Source organism: uncultured Tateyamaria sp., assembly GCF_947496075.1.
Lineage (GTDB): Bacteria > Pseudomonadota > Alphaproteobacteria > Rhodobacterales > Rhodobacteraceae > Tateyamaria.
In genome coordinates, this window is the sequence record NZ_CANMBJ010000001.1 from 658407 (window position 1) to 684666 (window position 26260).

Genomic DNA, 26260 nt, shown 5'->3' on the forward strand with positions numbered 1-26260 from the left:
GCAACGATCAAACACCCAGATAGGTGTTTGCAACGTCCCCGGACACGTCGGCCATCGCCCCGTGCCAGACCGAGCGGCCACGTTCTAGGATCACAGCATGATCCGCAATCCGGCCCAATTCGGCCAGCGACTTGTCCACCACCAGCAGCGAAAGCCCGGTGTCCAGGCGCACGGCATCCAGCGCCGCCCAGATCTCTTGACGCACAACCGGGGCCAGCCCTTCGGTCGCTTCGTCCAGAAGCATCAGGCGCGGATTGGTCATCAGCGCGCGACCTATGGCAAGCATCTGCTGCTCTCCACCCGACAAATGCCCCGCTAGTTGGCCTGACCGTTCCGCCAACCGGGGAAACAGACCCGTCACCTTGCGCAGATCCCATGCCCCCGGACGGGCCGCAGCGATCAGGTTCTCACGGACCGTCAGTCGGGCAAACACGCGCCGCCCTTCAGGCACCAGCCCCAACCCGGCACGAGCGGCCAAATGCGATGGAATGCGGGCCATGTCCCGCCCATCAAATTGCACGGAACCTCGTGATTGCTTCATCATCCGACAGATCACCCGGATCGTCGTGGACTTGCCCATGCCGTTGCGGCCCATGAGAGCCAGCACCTCGCCCTCCTCCACGGCCAGATCAACGCCAAACAGCGCTTGCGCCGCGCCATAGGCCGCTTCGATCCCCTCCAGACGCAACAGGCTCATGGCGCGTGTTCCTCGCCCAGATAGGCGGTGCGCACGTCCGCGTTGCTGCGGATGTCGGCGGGCGTACCCGTTGCGATCACCTTGCCGGACACCAGGACCGAAATGCGATCCGCGAGGGCAAAGACAGCATCCATGTCGTGCTCGACCAGCAGAATGGGTGCTTCGCTGCGCAAACCATCCAGAAACCCGGTCATGCGGGCCGACCCCTCCGCACCCAGTCCTGCCATCGGCTCATCCATCAGGAATACCTTGGGGCGTAGGGTCAGTGCGATGGCCACCTCCAGCAGGCGGCGTTGCCCGTGGCTCAACTCTCCAACACGCATGTCGACGACGTCAGACAGGCCGACGCGGTCCAAGGCCGCCTCGGCTTGGGCGCGCACGCCGCCATCCCGCATGACCGATCGCGCAAAGCGCCACACACGGCGCGACGCACCAACGACACCTAGAACAGTGTTCTGCAACACCGTGTTCTCCATTGCGAGCGCGCTGATCTGAAAGGTGCGACCCAAACCCGCACGGGCCCGCTCAGCCGTGCCAAGGGTGGTCATATCACGCCCATCGAACAGGATGCGGCCCGCGTCAGGGACAAGGCCACCAGCAACTTGCTGGATCAAGGTCGACTTGCCCGCCCCGTTTGGTCCGATCAGCGCATGAATCTCCCCCGACAAAAGGGTCAGCGACACATCGTCCGTCGCACGCAACGCGCCAAAGGACTTGGATACCCCCTGTATGTCCAGAAGCGGATCAGCCATGGTGCGCGCCCCGCCCGGCCAAGGCACCAATGACGCCGCCTCGTGCAAAAAGGACAACAAACAACAGGATGGCGCCGAGGTAGATCAGCCAGAACTCACTGACCCCGCTCAGCAGATGCTCCAGCAGCACAAACAGACAGGCCCCTACCACCGGCCCAAACAACCGACCAATGCCACCCAGCACGATGAAGACAATGAACTCCCCCGACATCTGCCAACTGAACATGGTCGGCGACACAAAGCGGTTGAGGTCTGCAAACAGCGCCCCCGCCAGCCCCGTCACCGCACCGGAAATGACAAAGGCCACAAGGCGCAGATGAAACGGGCTGAGGCCTACGGTTTCAACCCGTGCTGCGTTCTGCCGTGCGGTGCCAAGCGCCAGACCAAACGGGGACCGCTCAAGGCGCCCCATGATAAGCAGCACAGCGGCCAGAACGGCGAACACAAGACCAAAGAACTGGATGGGATCAAGCGTATTGAAACCCGGAAAACTGTTGCGCACATAGATGCTCAACCCGTCTTCACCGCCGTAGGCCGGCCAGGAAATGGTGAAGTAATAAAACATCTGCCCGAAGGCGAGCGTGATCATGATAAAGTAAACACCCGCCGTGCGCAGCGCCAGCAAACCAATCAGCAACGCCGCCAACGCACTGACAAAAACAGCCGTCAGCCAGATCACCGGCATGGACTTGGTGCCCTCGATCACGAACAATCCAAGGTCCAGCGGCGCATAGCTTTGCGCGTGGCTCGCCAGAATGCCCATGGCATAGCCGCCCAGCCCGAAGAACACCGCGTGTCCAAGGCTCACCAGCCCGCCCAGACCAAGGGCAAGGTTCAGACCCACAGCCGCAAGGGCAAGGATCGCCGCACGAGTCGCAAGCGTGATCGTGAACGGCTCGTCCAACACAAGCGCAATGACAGCGACCGCAGGCAGCGCCAGAAAGACAAGGGTGTTCAGAACCGCCTCGCGCTGCATCATGCCGTCCCGTACAGGCCAGTTGGGCGAAAGATCAGGACCACCGCCATCAGGATGTAAATAGACATCGACGCCAGCGCGGACCCGACCGAGGTTGCCGCGGACGCGTTCATCATGCCACTCAGTGCAAGGGGCAACAGAACGCCGCCCAACGTATCGGTCAAACCGACCAGAAGCGCGCCAACCAATGCGCCCTTGATCGACCCGATGCCACCAATGACGATCACGACAAAGGCAAGGATCAGGACAGGCTCACCCATACCGACCTGTACCGATTGGATCGCTCCAACCAAGGCTCCGGCCAGCCCAGCCAGCGCCGCGCCCAACGCGAAGATCAACGTGTAAAGCTTTGATATATCAACGCCAAGGGCTGCGATCATCTCACGATCACTCTCTCCTGCGCGGATTTGGATGCCGATGCGGGTCCGTGCGATCAACAGGAATAACCCTACCGCAATCGCCAGTCCGACACCGATGATCAGCAATCGGTATGCGGGGTATTGAATCCCGCCGGGCAATGTAACCGGCCCCGCCAGTGCCGCAGGTACGTCCAGATAGAGCGGAAAGGACCCAAACGCCCAACGTGTCCCTTCGGACAAGATCAGGATCAGCGCAAAGGTGGCCAATACCTGATCCAGATGATCGCGATCATAGAGGCGGCGGATCACTCCGATTTCAATGATCGCCCCCGCCGCAGCAGCTGCAATCAGGCTTGCGCCCAAGGCCAGCACAAAGGACCCGGTGGCCCCAGCAACCGCAGCCGCCGCAAAGGCCCCGATCATGTACAGCGAGCCGTGCGCCAGATTGATCAGGCCCATGACGCCAAAAATCAGAGTCAAACCAGCCGCCATCAGGAACAGCATGATCCCCGATTGCAGCCCGTTCAGCACCTGCTCGATCAACAGAAGCGTCGTCATTCGCCCCGTCTTGCGAGATCACCTTTGCCTCGCAAGCCTCTCATTTTTATGGAAGGTATGGCCTCGGGCATAACCGAGGCCAATCAGATCAAAGCTTGCAATCCGCCGCATAAGGATCGCTGTGATCCGTCGCAGCCGTGCCGACGATCCGGTTGGTGACCAGATCACCTTCCTTGATCACTTCGCGCATGTAGATGTCCTGTACGGGGTGGTTGTTTGCCCCGAACGAGAATTTGCCGCGCACAGACTGAAAATCCGCCTCTTTCAACGCAGCACGGAAGGCATCGGCATCATCCACATCTGCCTTGGCCGCAGCCGAGGCCAGCAAAAGACCGGTATCAAAGCCCTGCGCCGCGTAGATCGACGGCAGACGACCATACTCCGCCTCGAATGCCGCAACAAACTCGGCGTTGCCGGGGACATCCAGATCCTTGGACCAGTGCGCCGTGTTCTTGGCCCCCACGGCGGCGTCGCCAATGGCACCCAAAATGCCCTGGTCAAAGCTGAACGCTGGACCCGACACAGGCTTGTCCACGCCGGACCCCGCGTATTGCTTCATGAATGAGATCCCCATGCCTCCCGGCAGGAAGAAATAGATCTGGTCGGCATCACTCGCCCGCATCTGCGCAATCTCGGCCGCATAGTCGGTCTGACCCAGCTTGGTATAGACCTCGGCCGCAATCTCGCCTTGGAAGGTGCGCTTGAAACCGGCCATGATGTCCTGCCCCGCAGGATAATTCGGGGCCATCAGGAACACTTTGCCTGCCTCACCACTCAGCGCCGTGCCCGCCGCTTCCGAGAACGCATCGTTCTGCCAGCTCACATTGAAATAGTTCTGGTGGCATCCCTTGCCCGCCAATGCGGACGGGCCAGCGTTGGGCGACAGGTAGAACTTGCCCTGCGCCGTCGCGGCAGGCACCACCGCTATCGCCAGGTTCGACCAGATGATCCCGGTCATCACGTCGACCTTTTCGGACTGGATCATCTTGTCAGCCAGTTGCACGGCGATGTCCGGTTTGCGTTGGTCATCCTCGATCACCAGCTCGATGTCGTCATTGCCCTTCACTGCCAGCAGGAACCCGTCGCGCACGTCGATGCCAAGGCCCGCGCCACCGCCCGAAAGCGTTGTGATCATGCCAACCTTCACCCCATCGGCTTGCGCGCCCGCACCCAGGGCCGCGACGCAGGTCGCAGCCAGAAGCTGTTTGAATGTCATTGAAATCTCTCCCTTGTCTGCCGGACTCTGACGGCCCGTCTTTCGTCGCTATCAGGCGCTTATACGCCCCCATTCTGTCAAGCCCTAGGTCACTCTCTGGCGAGCCATAAAGACAGGATCGTCCCACAACCGGTCTCTCATGACGGTTTCGATGTGGTCCACAGCCGCCAAAACATCTGCCTTATCCAGATACAGCGGAGTGAAGCCGAACCGCATGATGTCCGGCGCGCGGAAATCCCCGATCACGCCCCGCGCAATCAGTGCCTGCATCGCCGCATAGCCATTCTCGAAGCCGAACGACACCTGGCTGCCGCGCTGCGCTGCATCGCGCGGGCTGGCAAGAGTCAGCTCGGGCACGCGCGCCTCAACCTCGCGGATGAACACCTCCTGCAAAGCCACTGATGCGACACGCAAATCCTGCATGTCGATGCCTTCCCACACCTCCAGGGCCGCCTCCAACGCGGTCAATTGGATCACCGGCGGTGTGCCGACCCGCATCCGCTCGATACCCGGCGCCGGGCGATAGTCGAGGTCGAAAGCAAAGGGTGCGTCATGCCCCAGCCACCCGGCCAATGCAGGATCGACGCTGTCCGCGAGGTCGGGCCGCACATAGATAAAGGCAGGCGCACCCGGCCCACCGTTCAGATACTTGTAGGTACAGCCCACCGCGAATTCGCAAGCGCAAGCAGCCAGATCAACGGGCAACGCACCCGCGCTGTGGGCCAAATCCCAGATCATCACGGCCCCGGAACTGTGCGCCAGTTCGGTGATGGCCCCCATGTCATGCACCCGGCCCGTGCGGTAATCGACCTGCGTCAGCATCACCGCAGCCACATCGTCATCAATAGCATCAGCAACCGCCTCGGGCGCGACCACGCGCAACTCGTATCCGCCGTCCAGCATCTGGATCAGGCCTTGCGCCATGTAAAGATCGGTAGGGAAGTTACCGGAATCACTCAGAATAACCTTGCGATCCGGCCGCATCTTAAGAGCGGCAGCCAGTGCCTGATAAACCTTGATCGACAGCGTATCGCCCATCACGACCGAGCCTGCGGGCGCACCGATCAACCGACCCACCATATCTCCGACCCGGCTCGGTTGTGCCATCCAACCGGCACTGTTCCACCCCTTGATCAGTTGCGCGCCCCATTCATCCTGCATCATCTCGGCCACGCGCGCCTTGGCATTCCGCGGCAGCGGGCCAAGAGAGTTGCCATCAAGATAGATGACACCCTCAGGCAGATCGAAAAACTCTTTTCTCAAAACCATCTACAGGGCCCCTCTCACATTCCAAAGCTCAGGAAACAGAACAACGTCCAGCATCTTGCGCAAATAGCTGACCCCGTCCGTTCCGCCAGTGCCGCGCTTGAAGCCGATAATGCGCTCGACCGTGGTGACATGGTTGAACCGCCAGCGGCGGAAATAGTCCTCAAGATCCACAAGCTTCTCAGCAAGTTCATAAAGCTCCCAATGGGTTGCCGGATCTTCATAAACCTTTTGCCACAAATCCTGTACGAGATCGCGCGCAGCCCACGGCCCGGTGTGCGGCTCCCCCGACAGATCGGTCGCGTCGAAATGACTGCCCAATCGGGCCAATGCCACCTGATACAGGCTCGGGCGCACCAACTCCGCGGACAAGATGGCGAACGCCTCGGGCCGATGTTCATGCACCTTGGACACGGCAAGCTGCCGGTTGCCCAACACGTACTCAATCAGCCGGTACTGATGCGACTGAAAGCCCGATGAATTACCAAGGCTGGGCCGAAAAGTCGTGTATTCACTGGGAGTCATCGTGCGCAGCACATCCCACGCCCCATTGAGTTGCTCAAATATGCGCGCCACCCGCGTCAGCATCTTGAAGGCTGGGGCCAGATCCCCCACCGCGATCGCATCCCGGGCCGAGTTCAACTCGTGGATGGCCAACCGCATCCACAGCTCGGATGTCTGGTGCTGGATGATGAACAGCATCTCGTCATGGGCGTCCGAACGCGGATGCTGAGCGGTCAGCAGCGCATCCAGTTCGAGATAATCGCCGTAAGACATGTCGCCTTTGAAATCGAGCTTGGCACCATGGTGTTCGTCATTGCCGGTCATTGCGTGTCTCCCCCGCACGATAATGTTCAGGCACGCGGCGATGTCCATAGCAGCACATGACGGAAAGCCCCGAACGCGACCGATGTGATGCAACCGGTTTTCAACATCCGGCCCCATCAGCAGCCACGCCATTGAAGTCCAACCACGCAGTATTCACAGCCCAAAGGCACGCGCGCTGATAAAACCCGCCCTATTTGACATGGGACAAGTCAACGTGGCGTCGAGTGGCCTAATATCTCCAACGAGAGGTAAAGCCATGACCATTTTGATCGCATTTGGAACGGTCGAAGGACAAACGCGCAAAATCGCGCAATTTGTGGACGACCAGCTTCGCAAAGCCGGACAGGAAACGGTCCTGTTTGATACGGATGAAAGGACCGAAGGGTTGGCGTTTGATGGCGTCGACAAGGTCATACTTGCGGCATCAGTCCATGAGAGACGCCATCCAAAGCCGTTTGAGATCTTCGTCGCAAGCAGTCGCCAGGATCTGGCCAAACGACCAACACTGCTTTTGTCTATAAGCTTGAAAGCCGCATTCCCGGACGGTCGGGAAGAAGCGCAGGACTACGTGGATGAAATGAAGCTTCGCACCGGTCTCACCACCACCCGTGAACTTTTGGTGGCCGGAGCCATTCGCTCGGACAGCTACGACTTTTACGCGTCGCAGGTCTTGCACCACGTTGTTTTGTCGGATCAGACGTTCGATCCCTCGGCACGTGATTACGAGTTCACGGACTGGGACGAACTCGGTTCATGTGTTGCCGACTTTTTGTTGAACGATGCAGCGGGCCTACACGACGAAACCGCAACCTAGTCCGCAGCAGTCCAAAACAACACTTTTCAAGGCTTGCGGCTGCCTTGGCTTCAAACGGGTCATTGGTGCCCATCGCGCCACAGGCCCTCTCGGTCAGTCACTGACGCAAGCGGCAAACGCGTCTGAACTCTTGCAGTGGGACCAGTGGCGGAGGCTGTGGGATTCGAACCCACGGGACGCTCTCACGCCCAACGGTTTTCAAGACCGCCGCATTCGACCACTCTGCCAAACCTCCGGTGGACCCGCTTTATGCGGGCACACGTGATTCGGCAAACCCCACATCCAAGGGAAAAATCGCCGACAAACGAATCACATGCTTTTCAGATCGGGCGGATCAGGCTATGGTTGCGCCAGAACCCTGCCATAGTGGGGCAAATCGCTGTGTCGGACGCGACACCAATAGAGCCCAAAAATGGGCATACAGGCAACAGCAGGCAAGGACTTGGTCCATGAGCAGATATTCTTCCCGTTTCACATTTCGCAGCAGCACCGCCCTCCTCCTCGCCATTGGCCTGTTGGCCGGATGCGACGAAAGCGGTCAGTTTGTGGCGATGGACGCGTTCAAACGCTCCAACACCTCGGTCGAGGGCACGGCACAGGACGCCACGTCGATCAAGACCGTCGAACGGGACGTGGAAGCGCCCGACGTCTTCTCTGCAACTGAGGCCGGCCTTTGGGACGGACGCCCGTCACTGGGCGGTGTCTGGGTCGCACACCCGGACGTGACCGAGCCTGAGCGCGTCATCATCCGCAACACCGAAAACGACAAGTTTGTCGTCGGCGCACTGTTCCGCCGGGAACGCGATATTCCCGGCCCGCGCCTGCAGATCAGCTCGGACGCGGCCGAAGCGCTGAGCATGCTGGCCGGTGCCCCCTCACAGCTGAACGTGACAGCCCTGCGCAAGGAAGAAGTTGCAGTAGAACCCGAATTGACCGAAGCCGAAGCCACCGTGGCGGCCCCTGCGGATATCACCGAAACGACCCTCGACCCAATCGAAAGTGCGGCTGCTGTCCTTGATGCGCCTGCCCAGGCCGAAGTCACACCTGCTGCAGCGCCCACAGCCGCGCAGGGCATCCAGCCCGCTCCGACACCCACCGCGATCCCTGCGGCTGCAACAACGCGGCCCACCGCTTCCAAACTGGACAAGCCGTTCATCCAGATCGGCATCTTCTCGGTTCAGGCCAATGCCGACCGGACCGCCACGCAAATGCGCAATGCAGGGGTCATCCCCACCGTGAAAACCTTTGAGCGCGACGGCAAATCGTTCTGGCGCGTTGTTGTTGGCCCCGCCGGCACATCCTCGGAACGCAGCCAGCTGCTGACCAAGATCAAGGACGAAGGGTTCACGGACGCATACGCCGTCACCAACTGACCAGGAGCATACCCCCCGTGATCCGCCCTCTTGCTGCCGCCGCCCTTTTGATTGCAACCACCGCGCTGCCTGTCACCGCGTTTGAGACGCGAGCGTCAGCGGCCTATGTCATCGATCATACGACCGGCACGGTGCTGCTGAACAAGAACGCGGATGATCCGCTGCCGCCTGCGTCCATGTCCAAGCTGATGACGCTCTATATGGCGTTCGAGGCGATCGAACGTGGGCAAATGTCCATGACGGACGAATTGGTCGTGTCGGCACACGCCAACAGCTTTGGCGGCTCAACCCTGTTTTTGAAACAGGGCGAACGGGTCACGGTCGAGGATTTGATCCGCGGCATCATCGTCCTGTCGGGCAATGATGCCTGCGTCGTGATCGCCGAAGCCCTCAGCCCGGACGGGACCGAAGCGGGCTTTGCCCGCCTGATGACCCGCCGCGCGCAAGAGATGGGGATGACGAACTCGACCTTCGCCAATTCAAGCGGCTGGCCTGCCGCAGGCCACCTTATGTCCATGCGGGACCTGGGCCTTCTGTCGCAGCGTCTGATTGCGGACTATCCCGAATATTACCCTATGTTTTCGGAAACCGAGTTCCTGTTTGACGAAGAAGAAAGCTCGAACCGGTACAACCGGAACCCACTGCTCACGCTTGGCATCGGCGCGGACGGCCTGAAAACCGGCCATACGCAAGAGGCTGGCTACGGCCTCACCGGCTCGGCCAAGCAAGGGGACCGCCGCGTTGTGTTCGTGATCTCGGGCCTCGATACGGCCGCAGGACGGGCTCAGGAATCCGAAGCCATCGTAAACTGGGCCTTCCGTCAATTTGCTGAACGCACCGTCGTCGAAAGCGGGTCTCGCGTTGCCACCGCACGGGTCTGGGAAGGGGCTGAACCCGAAGTCGGGCTTGTCCCGCAAGAGGACGTGACCATCCTCCTGCCCATTCTTGCTGGCAAAACCGTGGATGCTGAAGTGGTCTATACCGGCCCGATCCAGGCCCCCATTTCCGAAGGGACAGAACTGGCCGAGCTGGTCATCCAACCCGAAGGTTTGCCCGAAGTACGTATTCCCTTGGTGGCCGAAGCCGACATCGCGCATGGCGGCTTCCTGGCCAAGCTTTCTACCGCAGCCCTGTCGCTGATTGAACGGATGAATTCAGGCAACACAGCCGAAGGTGACGTGTGACGTCCAAAGGGCACTTTATCACCTTCGAAGGCATTGATGGTTCCGGCAAATCCACGCAAGCGCGGATGCTGGCGGATCGTTTGCGTGAAGAAGGCCACGATGTTGTTCTGACACGCGAACCCGGCGGCAGCCCAGGGGCCGAAGAAATCCGCGCGCTGGTCCTGCAAGGGGACCCCGACCGCTGGTCCGCCGAAACCGAACTTTTGCTGTTCACAGCCGCCCGCCGGGACCACATGGAACGGTTGATCCAACCTGCGATCGACGCCGGTCAAATCGTCATCTGCGACCGCTTTGCCGACAGCACACGCATGTATCAGGGCCTCAGCCGGGGCGACCTGCGCTCAAAGGTCGATGTGCTGCACGACCTGATGATTGCGCGCGAACCCGACCTGACCATCCTGATCGACATGGACCCCGCACAGGGGCTGGCCCGCGCAAAGGGGCGTCAGGGAGTAGAGGAACGGTTCGAGGATTTCGGCGCCGACCTGCAAAAGAAAATGCGCGCAGGCTTTCTCGCCCTTGCCACTGAGTTTTCGGATCGCTTCCGCACCATTGATGGCGCGCGCGCCATCAACAACGTGGCCACCGACGTGCACGCCACGACCATGGCCCATCTGGCTTCTTCTGACTGAAAATACGACGGGGGACGGCGCGGATGCGCCGGGGGGCTGGCCCCCCTCCCCGCTCCGATGCTAGAGCAATCCCATGGCTGACGAGACCCAAGACCCAACCCGCGTTCCCGGCGCACCGCACCCGCGCGAGACGCAGACGCTGATTGGTCAGGACGCGGCACAACAGACATTCCTGGACGCGTTCAACACCGGCCGCCTGCACCATGCGTGGCTGCTCACCGGCCCGCGCGGCGTGGGCAAGGCCACACTGGCATGGCGCATCGCCCGCTTTCTGCTCGCCACACCCGACCCGGACCCCGACGATATGTTTGGCGCCCCCGTACCCGCGACGCTCGATGTCTCGCCAGATCACCCCGTCGCACACCGCATCGCGGCAGGCGCAGACCCGGGCCTCAAATCCGTACACCGGACCGAAAACGAAAAGACCAAGCGGCTGCGCGACCAGATCACCATCGACGATATACGCGCACTTGGCTCGTTCTTCCAACTGTCCTCGACCGATGGGGGCCGCCGGGTGGTCATCATCGACGCCGCTGACGACATGAACGTGAACGCGGCCAACGCGCTCCTGAAGATGCTGGAAGAGCCGCCAGCCCGCACCACGCTCCTGCTGATCTGCCACCAACCCAGCCGCCTTTTGCCGACAATCCGGTCGCGCTGCCGTACACTCAGGCTCGGCACGCTCAGCTCCACCCAGATGGAACAGGCGATGGCGCAAGCGGGCATTGACCCGGGCGCTGATGCCGCCGCACTTGCCGAACTCAGCGCCGGATCGGTGGGCGACGCGCTGCGCCTGTCCCTGCTCGACGGGCTCAAGCTCTACCGCGAAGTCATCCACCTGCTGGGCACCCTTCCAAATCTCGACCGCGCCCGCGCGCTGGCCCTTGCCGAAGCCGCGGCAGGCCGTGGGGCCGAAGAAAAGCTCGACCTGCTCTACACACTGATCGACGTGGCCCTTGGCCGCCTCGCCCGCACCGGCGCCCTCGGCCAGCCCCCGCAGGTCGAGGCCGCCCCGGACGAGGCGGCGATCCTCACCCGGCTGGCCCCGAACGCGGCCCAAGCCCGCGCCTGGGCCGACACCGCGCAACAGGCTCTCGCCCGCGCACGCCATGGTCGGGCGGTCAACCTTGACCCTGCCGCCCTCGTCCTAGATACGCTGTTCAAGCTTACCGACACGGCCCCTGCCCGATGACGCCAGAAATCACCGACAGCCACTGCCACCTCGACTTCCCTGATTTCGACGGACAGCTGCCCCAGATCATCCAGAACGCCGCCGACGCGGGCGTCACCCGCATGGTCACGATCTGCACCAAGCTGCGGCTTGAACCGCAGGTGCGCGCCATTGCCGAAGCACATGCGCCGGTTTTTTATGCGGCAGGCACCCACCCGATGAGCGCAGCGGACGAGCCGCTGGCCACCACAGATCAGCTGATCGCGCTGACAGACCACCCCAAATTCGTCGGCATCGGTGAGTCTGGCCTCGATTACCACTACACATCCGACAGCGCGGACATTCAGAAAACGTCCCTGCGCATCCATATCGATGCCGCACGGCAAACCGGCCTACCCCTGATCATCCACGCCCGCGCAGCGGATGACGACATGGCCCAAATCCTGACCGAGGAATACAGGCAAGGCGCCTATACCTGCGTCATGCACTGCTTTTCATCATCGAAGACACTGGCCCACGCAGCACTCGATCTGGGCTTTTATCTCAGCATGTCCGGCATCACGGCCTTCCCCAAATCGCAAGAGCTGCGGGACATCTTTGCCGAAGCGCCGATGGACCGCATCCTGGTGGAAACAGACGCCCCATACCTCGCGCCGCCACCCCACCGCGGCAAGCGCAACGAACCGGCCTACACCGCGCATACCGCGCGCAAAGGGGCTGAAACCATGGGCCTCGACTACGCCGACTTCGCCGCGCAAACACAAAAGAACTTCGACCGCTTGTTCTCCAAGGCGGCGGCCTACACAGTGCCCGCATGAGCGACACTATAACCTTCACGATCCTGGGCTGCGGCTCCTCCGGCGGCGTGCCCCGGCTGGGCGGCCACTGGGGAGCCTGCGACCCCGAAAACCCCAAGAACAGAAGGCAGCGCTGCTCGCTGCTGGTCGAACGAAAAAGCGATGCAGGCACCACAACCGTCCTCGTCGACACATCCCCCGACCTGCGCAACCAACTGCTGAACACCAACACCGGCAGGCTCGATGGCGTGATCTACACCCACGCCCATGCGGACCATGTCCACGGGATAGACGACCTGCGCATGATCGTCTTCAACATGCGCGAGCGGTTGCAGGTCTGGGCGGATGGCGACACGCAACATGACCTGATCAGCCGCTTCGGCTACGCCTTCGTACAACCCAAGGGCTCACCGTACCCCCCGATCCTCGAGCTTAACACAATCAACGGCGACACAGTGATTGAAGGCCCCGGCGGGCCCATCACCTTCACCCCGTTCAAGGTGAACCACGGCAGCATCGACGCGCTTGGTTTCCGGATCGGCGACATCGCCTACCTCCCGGACGTGGCAACGATCCCCGATGCTGCATGGGAGCATCTGGAAAACCTCGACACATGGATCGTCGACGCGCTGCGCCGAGACCCGCACCCGACGCATAGCCACCTCGAAAACACACTCCAGTGGATCGAGCAGGTCAAACCACGCCACGCCATTCTCACCAACATGCATATCGACCTCGATTACGACACAGTGCTGGCCGAAACCGCAGACCACATCGAACCCGCTTATGACGGGTTGACGGTGACGCGCCACGTGTCCTGACCTTCCCTGTTTCAAAAAAATCCCCGCCGGAGGCTCCCGCCCTCTGACACCGCCGCAAAGGCCTAATCATGCAAGCGCTCCTCGACGTCATCCTGCCCGTCTTCCTCGTGATCGGGTTCGGTTACGTTGCAGTCTGGCGCGGTTTTTTCACCGCACAGGGCATCGACGCTTTGATGAAGTTCAGCCAGAACTTCGCCATCCCCTGCCTGCTCTTTTCGGCCATCGCCACTCTCGACCTGTCCACCAGCCTCGACATCCGCCTGCTTGGCAGTTTCTACGCCGGTGCAGCGACAGGCTTTGCACTTGGCACGGCCGGGGCGTACTTTATCTTCAAACGGGATATCGAAGACAGCATCGCCATTGGCTTCTGCTGCCTTTTCTCCAACTCGGTCCTCTTGGGGCTGGCCATCAACGAACGGGCCTATGGTGCGGATGCCCTCGCCGGAGCCTACGCGATCATCGCCTTCCACTCACCCTTTTGCTACGGGCTGGGCATCACCGCGATGGAGATTGCGCGCAACCGCGGTCAAAGCCCACTTGTCATGGCACGCGGCGTGGTCCGTGCCATGTTCCGCAATGTGCTGGTGCTGGCGATCATCGCAGGCTTCGTCGTGAACCTCAGCGGGATCACCCTGCCCGGCGTGCTCAGCGACGGGCTCGACCTCGTGATCCGGGCGGCCCTGCCCACCGCGCTCTTTGCCCTTGGCGGTGTGCTGATCCAATACAAGCCCGAGGGCGACGCGCGGGTGATCGCGATGGTCTGCGCAATCTCGCTGCTCATCCATCCCGCCATCACCTTCACGCTGGGCAACGCCCTCGCCGTGCCGACAGACGCCTACAAGGCTGCCGTCCTGACAGCCGCGATGGCCCCGGGGGTCAACGGCTATATCTTCGCAAACATGTACGGACGGGCCAAGCGTGTGGCCGCCACCTCCGTTCTGGTGGCAACCGCGCTCACGATCCTGACGGCGTGGATGTGGCTGGTGGCTCTGGGATAGCCAACTTGGCGCGACGTGCCCGGGCCAGTTCGGCATTCAAAGCCCCCCCGAGCAGCACCAGATAGGCGCTGATGAACAACCACATCAGCATCACGATCACCGCCCCGATCGAACCATAGATTTCATTGTACCGGCCAAAGTTCTGCAAATAGATGGAAAATCCGCTCGACGCGGCAATCCAACAGATGACGGCAAAGACAACGCCGGGTGAAATCAGGCGCGGGCGCCTCCCCTCCAAGTTCGGACCCAGCCGATAGATCACGGCAAACCCCACCAGAAGAACCCCGATACCCACGCCCCAGCGCAACAGCTCAACCCCAAGGTTGGCCCAAGGTCCCAAGGGCAGAAACGCAAGGACAACCGGCACCACCACGATGCATGCCATCGCGATAAGGACAACGCCGATCAGGCTAAGCGTCAGCAGAAAAGCCCGCAGATACTGCGACAGCCCCGACCGGTTCGGCGCATCGTAAATAGCGTTCAATCCCTGCATGAGCGCGGCAACCCCCGCACGCGCCGACCACAGGGCAAACCCAAAGGACAACAGGGACGCCCACCCAAGGGTCAGACCATCCGTCGTTGCCAGTTTGGTCAATTGGGCCGTGAGCAGGACATAAACATCCGACGGAATCAGCGCCCGAAATTCTTCAATCTGCTCCAGCGCAAGGGCCGGATCGCCGATCATCCCCCACAAGGCAATGGTCGCCGCAATGCCCGGAAACACCGCAAGGATGGCATAGAACGCAACGCCCGCCGCGATCAGGCCCAGATGCTTTTCATCGTTCAACCGCGCCACATGGGTTATGGCCCGCCACCACAGGGCGACGTCCTTGGGCGGTCTGTCTGTTGTTTCCGGATGCATCATACCGGGCCGAAGGTATGGAACCCGCACGCGTTTCTCAACACTCCTGATGCGGCCCGCAGCGGTATGGCGGCGATCCAAGTCATACCGGACAGGCGATGCCGATTGTCCAATTCACCTGTTTCAGTCAGACTCCGCTGCGCTGGGTTGCAAAACGTCTTCAATCGCGGCAACCGCAACGGAAACACCATCCTCCCCCCTGAGCGTTTGACCCAGAGCACGGGCATTCTCCCGCAAGGTGGGATCACCGACGGCCAAACGCAACGAAGACGCGAGCGCATCAGAGGTCAGGTTTCGACGGGGAACAGGCGGCGCGCCAACGCCCAGCGCGACGCTTTTTTCCGCCCAACCGGGCTGATCCCCGAAGAATGGGCAAATCACGCAAGGCACGCCCGCACGAAACCCTTGCGCCGTGGTCCCTGCCCCTCCGTGATGGACCACCGCCGCCATCCTTGGGAACAACCATTCATGCGGCACCGGCGGGATGGTGATAAGCGCGTCAGACTCCGCCGCTTCCAAACCTGCCCAGCCTGACGCGACTACACAGCGCAGACCAGTGTCGTCCAAAGCCCCGCTGATGATACGCAACAGCAAAGCAGGATCTTCTGACATCATGCTGCCAAAGCCGATGTATATGGGCGCCGGACCGGCATCAAGAAACCGCGCAAGACGGTCCGGTGGCTCATAGTCAAGCCTTAGCGGAAGGAACCAATAGCCGGTCACACTGGCTTCTGGCGGCCAATCTGCCGGTCGCGGCAAAACCGTTGGGCTGATTGCATGAAGGATACGGACGATCCTTGCGCCGGGCGGCGTCAGCACCTCGCAGCCGCCTCGCACCGGTCTCAAGCCAAGCTGATCAACTCGAAAACGGTTGATGGATCGTCTGAACGCACCATAGGAAACAGTGATCAACCAATAGGCAATCCTGGTGTAGCCCGGTATCGGCAGCTTGGGCAGGCCGGTCGGTGGGAAAGCCTTGGTTGGAACGATCATGGGCTGCAACAACCCCATGATCGCAGGAACGCCAAGGGCTTCGGCGATGTGTGGCGCGGCCATGACTTTGGGATGGTAGACAACAAGGTCCGGTTTGGCGGCCTTTGCCGCCTCCCACGCGTCACGGCATAGCAGCGCATTGATCGAACCCGATTTGCGCGCCAACCGCATCCCAGCCACGATACGCGCCAACCTGCCAGAGCTTCCCTCCAGCAACGTCTTGCCGTCTTTCGTGTCCATCTGGTCAAGGGACACATCCGAAATAGGCGCAAACGGAATGCTAAATTCCTTGATCCAGTCTTCAAAGCGCCGTGCTGTGCACAGGGTCACGGTATACCCGCGCGCCATCAGGCCATGTGCAAGAGCGAGAAAGGGCTCAACGTCTCCGCGCGTTCCGTAAGTGAAAAGGAGTATCCTGGAGCTGGCCGCCATAGCGAAATACTTAAGACCCGCTCGATCAAATTGAAGGTTTGCACGCCGAAGACAATCACGCACATATCTGTGCCCATGCCCGCTCTTGTGGTCGTCGGTACGACCCGATACCCAAGAACGCACTGCAGAAGGAGATTTATGCACAGAAGCCTCAGTTGAACCGCATGACGCGGTAAACCGCAGCGTCAATCTGGCGCTGTCTTTCTATGCATAAATATCTCTGGAACCATCATGAAAAACATGGACACACGCATCCGTGCCTACCAAGCGGCAACGGACCTCAACACGCTGTCGACCATCTGGTTTGACGCATCCAGTCTCGCGCATGACTTTGTCGGCCGCGAGCATCTGCACGCACAGCGCACCTTGATCGAAACGCAATACCTGCCCAATGCGGAAACCTGGGTGGCCGTGCAAGACGAACTGCCGGTTGGCTTCATCAGCTTGCTCGACACGTTCATCGGCGGGCTGTTTGTCGCCCCACATCATCAGGGGCAAGGGGTCGGTCGCCAATTGATTGCGCATGCCTTGGACCTGAAAGGGGAACTGTCGCTAGAGGTGTATACTCAAAACGTTCAAGCGCTGACCTTCTACGAAGCCCTTGGGTTCAAAGAGCTTTCAAGGCGCGCAACGGATGACGAGGGCATGCCATTTGAAAACGCCAAAATGCGCCTGAAGCGCTGAACCTGTGGTCAGGCCGCCCAGAACACGCGGCCTGACCTGACCCGGCACAGCCTTCAAAGCGGACTATCCGACACCACCGTCAACCACCTGTTCAGGGTGCTGCTCTGACCAGTCCAGCAGGAACTCCACGATCTCATTCGGCCCCGCCAACTCGATGGCGCGGCGGGGCAACGCCACGCCCTCGTTCAACGCAAGGCGCAGGCAGGTCACGTAATCACGTTCTTCCCGCTGCGGGCAGTTTTCCGATCCATGCAGGATCGTGGACAGAAGTGTGCCGCCATAACCGTTCACGTGGGTCAGGTCCGGCTTCAAGGACAGCAGGTACTCCAACACGTCCGGCAATCCCTCCCATCCCGCGACATGAACCGGGGTCAAACCCTCCGTGTCAGGAAGGTCATAGGCAACACCAACCGAAACCAGCCTTTTGACATGATCCAGCTTGCCCGGGATATGGATGATCATGCGAATGATGTTGCGGTAGGCGTCCGGAATCTCATCCGGGTCCAAAACGCCGGCATTTGGCGCTGCATCCGCAGCTGCCGCCAGACCTCGCTCAATCGCGCTCAACCTCGTATCGGCACCGCGGTCGGCAAGCAAGTGGGCCAATCGCTCATTCCCGAACACACGGGCATAGGCATACGGTGTCGCGCCCTCAAAGCGGCGGTTCAGATCGGCACCATTCCTCACGATCAGGTCGATCATGTCCGGGTCGGCCATCCGTCGCGCGGCCTGGTGCAGGGCTGGCACGACCCAGGGCGCTTCGCCGCCAACATGTGCGCCGTTGAACTCATCCACCTTTGCACCATGGTCGAGCAGCATCTGCACAGCCGTCGTGTCGTGAAAATCCATCGCGCGCAGCAGCGCATTGGTCCCCTTCGGATCGGCCCCATGCTCAAGCAGCATCCGCAAACCTTCGTGATGGCCCAGCTCGGTCGCATGATACAGGCTCTCGTCATCGTTGGGGTTGGCACCATTTTCAAGCAACCAGCGGCCAAGCGGCATGTTATTTGCATGCCCAATCGCAAAATAGAGCGGCGACAGCTTATGGGGATTGCCGTCATACATCGGCGACCCAAGATCAATGTCCGCGCCATTGGCAAGAAGTGCGCGCGCGATGTCCAGCATGTCATCCGCCAATTCGGGCGCATGATGAATCCACTTCGACCGTGCCAAAACGGTCAAAGGGGGCGCGATGTTGCCAATCAACTGCGCCGCCAGGTCCGGGCTTTCCTGCAAAAACGCCAACACATCCGCCTTGCGATACAGGCCCAGGCAAAGGCTAAAGTCGCCTTCCGCAAGTGTTGGCGTATCCGCAAGCAACTGGTCCGCCACGCTGAACTGACCATTATAAAGCGCCGCCTTCAGACGCTGCCGCTTGGCCGCTGTCTCCATCCCAACCATATCGGCGGCAAATTTGAGTGCGGGCCATGACAGAAAGCCATTTTCGCGGGCGATCACATGCAGGTAGTCCGCGTGTTTGAGGGCAACACCTTCGGGGCGCGGAGGATAGTTTGCAATGCGCTGACCGGCGCGTATCTCACCGGCCTCGTGGGCTGTGCGAAGCGCCTTGGCGTCACGGCGCAATTGTTCAAGGGATTTTGTCATCGGAGTTCTCACTTTTGGCTCGACGGTCCGCTGGGCACGAGCATGAGACATACCGAGATGAATGTGTCGGTCTCTGTACTGGGGTGCCGATGACAGCTTTCCGCGGACCTGGATGCTTTCCCAAAAGCCCCTTCATGGTAGACAGCCACTTTTTCACCGGCAAGGTTTTTCTCGGGGTCCCTCAGCCACTCAAGACAAGTGATACGGCAGTGCAGATGGTTAAGATGAGAGGCCCAGCAACGCTCCCAATGCCAGATCAAACCATGTTGTACTGTCCTTCAATCGTCTGTTGTAGGTCAGAAACACGGCACGGCTGAACGCCGGAGCGTCCGGCAATCGGAACAGACGCCCCTCCTCCACCAGCCCCTCAACCGATCTCCACGGCAAATATGCACTGCCACCATTTCGCAAAATGTGCTCTTGCGCAATCGACGCGTTGCCAAAGCTGATGCGTGCAGTGTCCGCATCAGCATAGTGGATTGCATGCTCCCGGCCAAAGGCCTCCCCGGCATCAACAAGGACGTATTTGGGATCAAACCGGACAGGACCATTCGGATCAGTTGACACCAACACCAATTCGTCAGGCTTCAGGGTCATCTGCTCATGCGCCGACGGGCACGCCGACCTGTAGGTAAACGCAAGGTCAGACTTCCCCTCATCCAGCCATTTCATCACATCCGACTGGCTGCCCAGCCAGACTGAAATGCCCAGATCCGGAAACTGATCCATCAAGGTCTGGGCGCGGCGATCCCCCAACCCAAGCCACAGATCGAATTCGCAGGCGAGGTTGCACACACCCGACATCCCGTCGGGCAGCGCCGTCTCTTGCCGCGCCTGCTGCCAAAGCTTCACGATGGTGTCGGCATAGCGATGCAGACTGAGCCCTGCCGCCGTCAGCGTCGCGCCAGACTTGTTGCGGATAAGCAGGGTCTGCCCAAGGTCATCCTCCAGCGTTTTCAAACGGGCGGTCACGGTGGACTGCGTGACGTTCAGCCTCTCCGAGGCCCGCACAAGGCTGCCTGTTTCGACAATTGCAAGGAATGTACGGAGCGCTTGAAGGTTCATGGATAAGTTCGACTATCTCGAATTTAACATGCAATATTATTCAATATCCTGCTTTTAAGCTTCGCGCTAGCCTGCCGCAAGGGAGGATATGCCGATGACTGCAGAACGGTATCAGATGCTGATCAATGGTGCCTGGGTCGATGCATCGGATGGCGCCCGGTTTGACAGCCTCTGCCCGGCAACGGGCCATGTCTGGGCCACGGTGCCAGAGGCCACCCCGCAGGACGTGGATCGCGCGGTACAGGCAGCAGCGGATGCCATGTCAGGTCCATGGGGGCAGATGACGCCTACAGCGCGCGGTAAGTGTCTGACAAAGCTCGCTGATCTACTGGCTGCGAATTCAGAAGCCATTGGCCGGATCGAAACCACAGACACAGGCAAGATGTTCAAGGAAACCGCGTGGCAGGCGACATATATCGCCGAATACCTGCATTTCTACGCAGGGGCTGCGGACAAGATACAAGGGGAAACCCTGCCCATCGACAAACCGGACATGTTTGTCTTCACCGACCGTGAACCGATTGGCGTAGTGGCCGCCGTTGTCCCGTGGAACAGCCAGATGTTCCTGAGCGCGGTCAAGATCGGCCCGGCCCTCGCCGCAGGCAACACCATCGTACTCAAGGCATCCGAACACGCATCAGCCCCCCTGCTGGAATTCGGCAAGCTGGTGGCACAGGCCGGTATCCCCGACGGCGTCGTCAACATCGTCACCGGCGGCCCGGTTTGTGGAACTGCACTCACCACGCATCCCCTGGTTGCCAAGATCGCCTTCACCGGTGGCCCAGACGCAGCCCGCCACATCGTGCGCAACTCGGCTGAAAACTTCGCCGAGGTCTCGCTTGAACTTGGCGGGAAGTCCCCGTTCATCGTCTTTGACGACGCGGATCTCGAAAGCGCGGTCAATGGTTCTGTTGCCGGGATTTTCGCCGCCACCGGGCAAAGCTGCGTCGCAGGCTCGCGGCTCTATCTGCACGAAGACATCGCAGACGCCTTTCTGGAAAGGATGGTCGCGATTGCCAAGAATATTCGCATTGGTGACCCGCAAGCAGACGAGACCGAAATGGGCCCCCTCTGCACCCCGGGACAATTGCAACACATCGAAGCGCAAGTCGCCCTCGCAACAGAAGAAGGCGGCACAGTGCTGGCCGGTGGCCAGCGGGCCGACCTGGACGGGCTGTATTACCAGCCGACCATTATCGAGTGCCCGCGTCAGGGCATGACGATCGTGGACACGGAGCTCTTTGGCCCCGTCCTCGCCGTGCAACGCTTCCGAACCGAGGAAGAAGTTGTCGCGCTTGCCAACGACACCAAACACGGCCTTGCCGCGGGCATTTTCACCCGTGACGCCGCGCGATCCCTGCGCATGTCCAAGCGCGTCAAGGCGGGCATCATCTGGGTCAACACCTACCGCGCCATCAGTCCGATTGCAGCTTTCGGTGGCCTGAAGTCCAGCGGCTATGGGCGCGAGGCGGGCTTACAAGCCGTCTATGACTACACCCGCCCCAAGACGGTTTGGATGAACCTCTCGGACGCACCCATCGCAAATCCTTTCAAGCCAAGGTGAAATCATGAAATTTCAACTCGCCATCAACCTGGAGCGCATGAACGATACCACCGCGATGACGGATGTACGCGACCATACGCTTGAGATGGTAAAGACAGCCGATCACGCCGGGTTCGAGGTGGTGTGGGCGGCCGAACATCACGCGCTTGAAATGACCATCGCGCCGAACCCGTTCCAACTGATGACATGGTGGGCGAACCACACCCAAAACATCCGTATCGGCTGTGGGGTCGCCAACGCATCCTATTGGCACCCGATCAACCTGGCCGGAGAGGCGGCGATGGTCGATCTGTTGTCCGACGGACGCTTGGAACTGGGACTGGGATCAGGTGCCTACCAGCGTGAGTTTGACCGGATGCACCCGGGCCTTGATCAAAAGGACAGCCATCATTTCATGCAGGAAATGATGCCACTGGTGCGCAAGCTGTGGAAAGGCGATGTCGAACACAACGGCGAAAAATGGCAGTTCCCGAAATCCACCGCCTGCCCCAAACCGTTGCAGGACGAAGTTCCGATGTGGGTCGCCGCGCGGTCGCCCATCACCTTTGACTATGCCGTTGCCAATGATTGCAACGTGATGTGCTGGCCTTTGACGATGCCCATGTCCGAAGCGGAGAAGTACAAACAGCAACTGGATGAAGCCGTGGCCAAGGCGGGTGGCTGGAACCGCACTTTCGCCCTGATGCGCCACACAGCGGTTTATGAGACAGAGGCCGACAGGGCCTCCGTTTTGACCGCCGTGCGCAGCGCCCTCGGCCGGTTTGGCAATCTGATGATGAAAAAGGGGGACGTCATCAATGGCTTCCCCGAAATCGTGCCGTTGGATGAATTGGAAGGCAATGTCAGGGTGGACCCGGACATGCTGGAAGAGAACCTTGTATTCGGATCCCCCGAACAGGTCATCGCCAAACTGAAAGCCTACGAAGCCTTGGGCGTTGACGCCTTTATCTACTACGCCTCGATGGGGCTCGATATGGAGGTACAGAAACGCTCCATGGACCTGTTCATCACCAAAGTCATGCCGGAGTTTGCCTAATGCCTGCCGAAATTCGCAGAACGATCCTCAACATTCAGGACACCCATATCGAGGGTTGGAAGAAGGTCGAAACGCCCACACGCCTTGTCGCAGCAATGGCCATCATCAAAAACCCATGGTTCGGGCGCGGTCATGTCGAAAACCTGCGCCCCGAGATCCGCGAGATCGGGCCGGAAATTGGTGCGCTGCTGACCAAGATGATCCTGGATGTGACCGGCGACAAACTCGAAGGCTACGGCAAGGCGTCTGTTGTCGGAATGGGCGGTGAGATTGAGCACGCCCAGGCACTGACGCACACGCTTTGGTTTGGCAACAAGTACCGCGAAGCCGTGAACGCGCAGTCCTACCTGGTCTTTGCAAACACACGTGGCGCTGCCGGAACATCACTGATGATACCGCTGATGAACAAGGACGATGGCGGCATGCGATCACATTACCAGACCATCCACCTGTCGGTCCAAGACGCCCCGGCCGAAGATGAGATCATCGTGGCATTGGGCGCATCGATCGGCGGGCACCCGAACCACCGGATCGGCAACCGTTATGAGGATCTCAAGGAAATGGGACACGACGTGGATAACCCGGCCGGTGTCTGAGGTTGCGCCAGACGGCACGGCGTATGACCTGACAGGCCCAGCGGATGCGCCCTGCGCGGTGCTGATCCATGGGCTGGGCCTGTCACGTGGGTTGTGGGACCCACATCTGGCCGCGTTCAAGGGCTGGCGCGTGCTCCGCTATGACCTGTACGGCCACGGCGACAGCGCCCCGGCACCTGCGCCCGCCACATTGACCTTGTTCGCCGACCAGATCGCCACGTTGATGGACAGCCTTGGCATCGATCAGGCGCACATCGTCGGCTTCTCCATTGGCGGCATGATCAATCGCCGCTTCGCGCTCGATCATCCGGACAAGTGCCTGTCGCTCGCCATACTCAACTCACCCCACGACCGTGGGACCAAGGCACAGGCCGAGGTCGAAGAACGCGCGCGTGCAGTCCGCGATCAGGGCGCCTTTTCCACCTTCGACGCCGCGCTCAAGCGATGGTTCACCCCTGCTTACCTTGCCACAGGCGATGGCCCAGCGCAGGTTCGCGCATGGCGCGAGATCGTCGATGCAGAAAGTTATGCACAAACCGCCTGGGTTCTGGCCCATGGGGTCCGAGAGCTCACCGGACGCCCAAATGAGATTGCCGTACCTACCCTTGTGATGACATCCGAAAATGACAGCGGTTCAACGCCTGCCATGGCCTATGACATTGCCGCCGAAATTCTGGGCGCTCAGACGATCATCATCCCGCACCTGCAACATCTGGGCCTGATGGAAGACCCCGACGCCTTCACAAAACCCCTTCTGCAATTCCTGGGAACCCAAGCCACATGACCACCCAAATGAGCGGCGGACAGGCTGCAATCGAAGCCCTGAAAGCCGAAGAAACCAGCCATGTCTTTGGCCTGATCGGATCGGCCACGATGGAGATGTTCGACGCACTTTACGACGCGAAGGACATCGCCTTCATTGGTGTGCACGACGAACGAACCGGGACGCATATGGCAGACGGATTTGCCCGTGCTTCAGGCAAGGCCGGTGTGGTGTTGGCCGGTCAAAACGGCCCGGGCGCAACAAATCTGGTGACCGGGCTCAGCCAGGCCAAGGCGGCCTTCTCGCCCGTAGTGTCCATCGCGGGAATGCTGGCGCAGGGTCACATCTACCGCGATGCGTTTCAGGAGGTGGATCAGCAATCGCTTTTCACGCCGGTGACCAAGAAAACATGGACGGTCCCCTCTGCCGATCGCGTGCCGGAACTGTTCCGCGAAGCCTTTCGGACGGCCCTGTCACCGCGACAGGGTCCGGTGCAGCTCAACCTGCCCCGCGATGTGTTGTCAGCGCAGGCAGAGGTCCCACCGTTTCAAGAGCCCAAGGGATACAGAAACATGTCTGTCCCCGCAGGCCACCCAGAGAGCATTGCGCATGCGGCCAAGATGCTCGCCGGGGCGACACAACCGGTCATCATCGCCGGTGGCGGCATCAAAAACACGCGCGGGCACGAGGAGTCGATTGAACTGGCTGAAACGTTGAACTGCCCCATCGTGACTTCGCCCGGGCATGGTGATGCGATCCCCTTCGGACATCCCCTGAACGCCGGGCAGATGGGTCCACGCGGCAATGCCGTCGCCTCGCGTCTGGTCAAGGAAGCGGATGTGATCCTTGCGCTGGGCACACGGCTGGGGTTCAATGCGACGTTCTACACTTACGACAATATCAACCGCGATGCGGCGATCATCCAGATCGAACTTGAGCCAACCGCCATCGGGCGCTTCTTTCCTGTCGATCTTGGCATCTGGGCCGATGCGCCCACCGCCGCCCGGCAACTCACAGATGCGCTCAAAGGATTGCAAAACCGCGCCAAGGCCGACGCCTGGACGAAGGCATTCCAGTCAGAGCGCGCAGCCTTTCTGGCCCAGCGCGACACGGACGCCATCGAAACCAACCCGACCCAGCCGTCCGGCCTGTTCAAGGCCTTGCGCGGAGTCCTGCCCCGCGACGCGGCCATCACGATGGACGCAGGCACATTGTGCCTGCAAGCCACCGATGCGCTGAACTACTGGACCCCCGGCAGCCTGTTCACACCGCTCGATTTCGGTCTGGTCGGCTTTTCCATGGCCTGCGGTATGGGGGTGAAATGCGCGCAACCTGACCGGCCGGTCGTCAGCCTCATGGGCGACGGCGGGTTCGGTATGACAGTCAGCGAACTGTCCACTGCGGTCGACCACAACATCAACACGGTCACGGTCGTGATGAACAACCAATGCTGGGGGGCTGAAAAAGCCTACCAACGCGATTTCTTCAACGGGCGCTACATCGGGGCTGATGTCTCCAGTCCGCGCTTTGATGAACTGGCGGCACTTTACGGGGCCAAAGGATACCGCGCCGACACACTCGCCGATGTCGCCCCGGCGATCGAAGCGGCATTGGCCTGCGGCAAGCCCGCCGTCGTGGACGTGGCTGTTGACCCCAACGCGCTCTACTCCTTCCGGCGCGACAGCTTCAAACACAGAGGTGGCTAAGATGATCACGCGCTATGCGATTTTCGGCGGCAAGGTCAAAGACGGCAAAGAGGCCGAAATGCGGGCGTGGGTCACAGAACACCTCACCCCGCTCTGGCGCAAATTTGCCTGTGCCGAGGAGGTGCGCGTGCTCTACGGGATGGATCAGGACGCCGACGGGCCAAACATCCCCCTGATCCTTGCAATCACCTATGCGGACCGGGCAGCCATGGAAAAAGGGATTACCAGCCCCGCCCGTCACGCCGCCAAGGCGTTGCTGCCAGAGTTGTACGACCGGTTTTATGACAAGATCGAGCTCTGGCACTACCTGATGGATCGAGAGCAGTATTTCGACTAGCGCAGCAAGACGCCGGCCTCACCCACCACATTAAGCCGTTCACATCCGAACGTCTTTTGGATCCGCAAAAGGTCTACGGACACAGCTCTCGGCGCAGAATTGCCTACCGCTGGATGCGGCGCTTGACTCGGACATTCCGATACTACTACTTCAACCTCAAGGTGTCGTATAGCAA

General features: G+C 60.6%; 26 protein-coding genes and 1 tRNA gene. 15 read left to right on the forward strand and 12 right to left on the reverse strand.

The genetic code is table 11. The features are described 5' to 3' along the window. Positions 1-7 precede the first annotated feature (7 nt). The 7 genes from Q1A51_RS03365 to Q1A51_RS03395 all read right to left on the reverse strand — a co-directional run bounded on the left by Q1A51_RS03365 (position 8) and on the right by Q1A51_RS03395 (position 6652). Positions 8-697 (reverse strand): ABC transporter ATP-binding protein, encoded by a 690-nt coding sequence (locus tag Q1A51_RS03365; RefSeq protein ID WP_299603812.1) that lies wholly within the window; start codon positions 695-697, stop codon positions 8-10. Continuing rightward, positions 694-1449: an ABC transporter ATP-binding protein gene (locus Q1A51_RS03370; protein WP_299603815.1), complete on the reverse strand. Its 756-nt coding sequence runs from the start codon at positions 1447-1449 to the stop codon at positions 694-696. The genes Q1A51_RS03365 and Q1A51_RS03370 overlap by 4 nt, the downstream gene beginning before the upstream one ends. Then, a complete protein-coding gene (locus tag Q1A51_RS03375; protein WP_299604045.1) occupies positions 1442-2425 on the reverse strand; it encodes a branched-chain amino acid ABC transporter permease in 984 nt (327 codons plus the stop codon). The genes Q1A51_RS03370 and Q1A51_RS03375 overlap by 8 nt, the downstream gene beginning before the upstream one ends. Further along, positions 2425-3342, reverse strand: a complete 918-nt coding sequence (locus Q1A51_RS03380) for a branched-chain amino acid ABC transporter permease (protein WP_299603817.1) — start codon at positions 3340-3342, stop codon at positions 2425-2427. Before Q1A51_RS03380 ends, Q1A51_RS03375 begins: the two co-directional genes overlap by 1 nt. An 88-nt stretch (positions 3343-3430) precedes the next feature. Then, the gene (locus tag Q1A51_RS03385) at positions 3431-4558 is read right to left on the reverse strand and encodes an ABC transporter substrate-binding protein (RefSeq protein WP_299603820.1); all 1128 of its coding nucleotides are present in this window, start codon (positions 4556-4558) and stop codon (positions 3431-3433) included. Between the two features lie 84 nt (positions 4559-4642). Beyond that, a complete protein-coding gene (gene kynU / locus Q1A51_RS03390; RefSeq protein WP_299603823.1) occupies positions 4643-5827 on the reverse strand; it encodes a kynureninase in 1185 nt (394 codons plus the stop codon). Beyond that, the gene (locus tag Q1A51_RS03395; RefSeq protein WP_299604048.1) at positions 5828-6652 is read right to left on the reverse strand and encodes a tryptophan 2,3-dioxygenase family protein; all 825 of its coding nucleotides are present in this window, start codon (positions 6650-6652) and stop codon (positions 5828-5830) included. It abuts the gene before it with no gap. A gap of 256 nt (positions 6653-6908) precedes the next feature. Between Q1A51_RS03395 and Q1A51_RS03400 the strand changes: the two genes are divergently transcribed. Beyond that, entirely contained in the window at positions 6909-7466 is a 558-nt protein-coding gene (locus tag Q1A51_RS03400; RefSeq protein WP_299603827.1) for a flavodoxin domain-containing protein, read from the forward strand. 145 nt (positions 7467-7611) lie between these two features. Here the strand turns inward: Q1A51_RS03400 and Q1A51_RS03405 are convergent. Then, positions 7612-7701 (reverse strand) — tRNA-Ser (locus Q1A51_RS03405). Positions 7702-7915: 214 nt separating this feature from the next. On the opposite strand from Q1A51_RS03405, the gene Q1A51_RS03410 reads away from it, so the two are divergent. From Q1A51_RS03410 to Q1A51_RS03440, 7 genes are all read left to right on the forward strand, one after another. Further along, complete coding sequence (locus tag Q1A51_RS03410) at positions 7916-8839, forward strand: SPOR domain-containing protein (RefSeq protein ID WP_299603830.1); 924 nt, start codon at positions 7916-7918, stop codon at positions 8837-8839. A 17-nt stretch (positions 8840-8856) separates the two neighbouring features. Next, positions 8857-10023: a D-alanyl-D-alanine carboxypeptidase family protein gene (locus Q1A51_RS03415; RefSeq protein WP_299603833.1), complete on the forward strand. Its 1167-nt coding sequence runs from the start codon at positions 8857-8859 to the stop codon at positions 10021-10023. Continuing rightward, positions 10020-10655 carry a dTMP kinase gene (gene tmk / locus Q1A51_RS03420; protein ID WP_299603836.1) on the forward strand — a complete coding sequence of 212 codons (636 nt, stop codon included), beginning with the start codon at positions 10020-10022 and terminating at the stop codon, positions 10653-10655. Before Q1A51_RS03415 ends, tmk begins: the two co-directional genes overlap by 4 nt. A 73-nt stretch (positions 10656-10728) precedes the next feature. Then, on the forward strand, positions 10729-11847 hold the full coding sequence (locus Q1A51_RS03425) for a DNA polymerase III subunit delta' (protein ID WP_299603839.1): 1119 nt from the start codon (positions 10729-10731) through the stop codon (positions 11845-11847). Beyond that, positions 11844-12644 (forward strand): TatD family hydrolase, encoded by an 801-nt coding sequence (locus Q1A51_RS03430; RefSeq protein ID WP_299603842.1) that lies wholly within the window; start codon positions 11844-11846, stop codon positions 12642-12644. Before Q1A51_RS03425 ends, Q1A51_RS03430 begins: the two co-directional genes overlap by 4 nt. Beyond that, a complete protein-coding gene (locus tag Q1A51_RS03435) occupies positions 12641-13444 on the forward strand; it encodes an MBL fold metallo-hydrolase (protein ID WP_299603845.1) in 804 nt (267 codons plus the stop codon). The genes Q1A51_RS03430 and Q1A51_RS03435 overlap by 4 nt, the downstream gene beginning before the upstream one ends. 68 nt (positions 13445-13512) lie before the next feature. After that, on the forward strand, positions 13513-14442 hold the full coding sequence (locus Q1A51_RS03440; protein WP_299603847.1) for an AEC family transporter: 930 nt from the start codon (positions 13513-13515) through the stop codon (positions 14440-14442). Here the strand turns inward: Q1A51_RS03440 and Q1A51_RS03445 are convergent. Together Q1A51_RS03445 and Q1A51_RS03450 are read right to left on the reverse strand one after the other, a co-directional pair. Further along, positions 14399-15307, reverse strand: a complete 909-nt coding sequence (locus Q1A51_RS03445; RefSeq protein ID WP_299603850.1) for a YihY/virulence factor BrkB family protein — start codon at positions 15305-15307, stop codon at positions 14399-14401. The two genes, Q1A51_RS03440 and Q1A51_RS03445, sit on opposite strands and share 44 nt — an antisense overlap. 120 nt (positions 15308-15427) lie before the next feature. Then, positions 15428-16729 carry a glycosyltransferase gene (locus tag Q1A51_RS03450; protein ID WP_299603853.1) on the reverse strand — a complete coding sequence of 434 codons (1302 nt, stop codon included), beginning with the start codon at positions 16727-16729 and terminating at the stop codon, positions 15428-15430. 231 nt (positions 16730-16960) lie between these two features. Between Q1A51_RS03450 and Q1A51_RS03455 the strand changes: the two genes are divergently transcribed. Continuing rightward, positions 16961-17413, forward strand: a complete 453-nt coding sequence (locus tag Q1A51_RS03455; protein WP_299603855.1) for a GNAT family N-acetyltransferase — start codon at positions 16961-16963, stop codon at positions 17411-17413. A 63-nt stretch (positions 17414-17476) separates the two neighbouring features. Here the strand turns inward: Q1A51_RS03455 and Q1A51_RS03460 are convergent, their stop codons facing one another. Next, the gene (locus tag Q1A51_RS03460) at positions 17477-19018 is read right to left on the reverse strand and encodes an ankyrin repeat domain-containing protein (protein WP_299603857.1); all 1542 of its coding nucleotides are present in this window, start codon (positions 19016-19018) and stop codon (positions 17477-17479) included. A gap of 219 nt (positions 19019-19237) precedes the next feature. Then, entirely contained in the window at positions 19238-20083 is an 846-nt protein-coding gene (locus Q1A51_RS03465; RefSeq protein ID WP_299603860.1) for a LysR family transcriptional regulator, read from the reverse strand. Between the two features lie 94 nt (positions 20084-20177). Here Q1A51_RS03465 and Q1A51_RS03470 point away from each other — a divergent pair, with 94 nt between their 5' ends. From Q1A51_RS03470 to Q1A51_RS03495, 6 genes are read left to right on the forward strand one after another with little or no spacing between them, the layout of a single operon-like run. Next, complete coding sequence (locus Q1A51_RS03470) at positions 20178-21647, forward strand: aldehyde dehydrogenase (RefSeq protein ID WP_299603862.1); 1470 nt, start codon at positions 20178-20180, stop codon at positions 21645-21647. A 4-nt stretch (positions 21648-21651) separates the two neighbouring features. Next, positions 21652-22683 (forward strand): LLM class flavin-dependent oxidoreductase, encoded by a 1032-nt coding sequence (locus Q1A51_RS03475; protein ID WP_299209401.1) that lies wholly within the window; start codon positions 21652-21654, stop codon positions 22681-22683. Continuing rightward, positions 22683-23279, forward strand: coding sequence for an amino acid synthesis family protein (locus tag Q1A51_RS03480; protein WP_299603865.1), 597 nt, complete (start codon positions 22683-22685; stop codon positions 23277-23279). The genes Q1A51_RS03475 and Q1A51_RS03480 overlap by 1 nt, the downstream gene beginning before the upstream one ends. Further along, complete coding sequence (locus Q1A51_RS03485; protein WP_299603868.1) at positions 23272-24063, forward strand: alpha/beta fold hydrolase; 792 nt, start codon at positions 23272-23274, stop codon at positions 24061-24063. Before Q1A51_RS03480 ends, Q1A51_RS03485 begins: the two co-directional genes overlap by 8 nt. After that, positions 24060-25748, forward strand: a complete 1689-nt coding sequence (locus Q1A51_RS03490) for a thiamine pyrophosphate-binding protein (RefSeq protein WP_299603870.1) — start codon at positions 24060-24062, stop codon at positions 25746-25748. The genes Q1A51_RS03485 and Q1A51_RS03490 overlap by 4 nt, the downstream gene beginning before the upstream one ends. A 1-nt stretch (position 25749) precedes the next feature. Continuing rightward, complete coding sequence (locus Q1A51_RS03495) at positions 25750-26085, forward strand: hypothetical protein (protein ID WP_299603873.1); 336 nt, start codon at positions 25750-25752, stop codon at positions 26083-26085. Positions 26086-26260 lie beyond the last annotated feature (175 nt).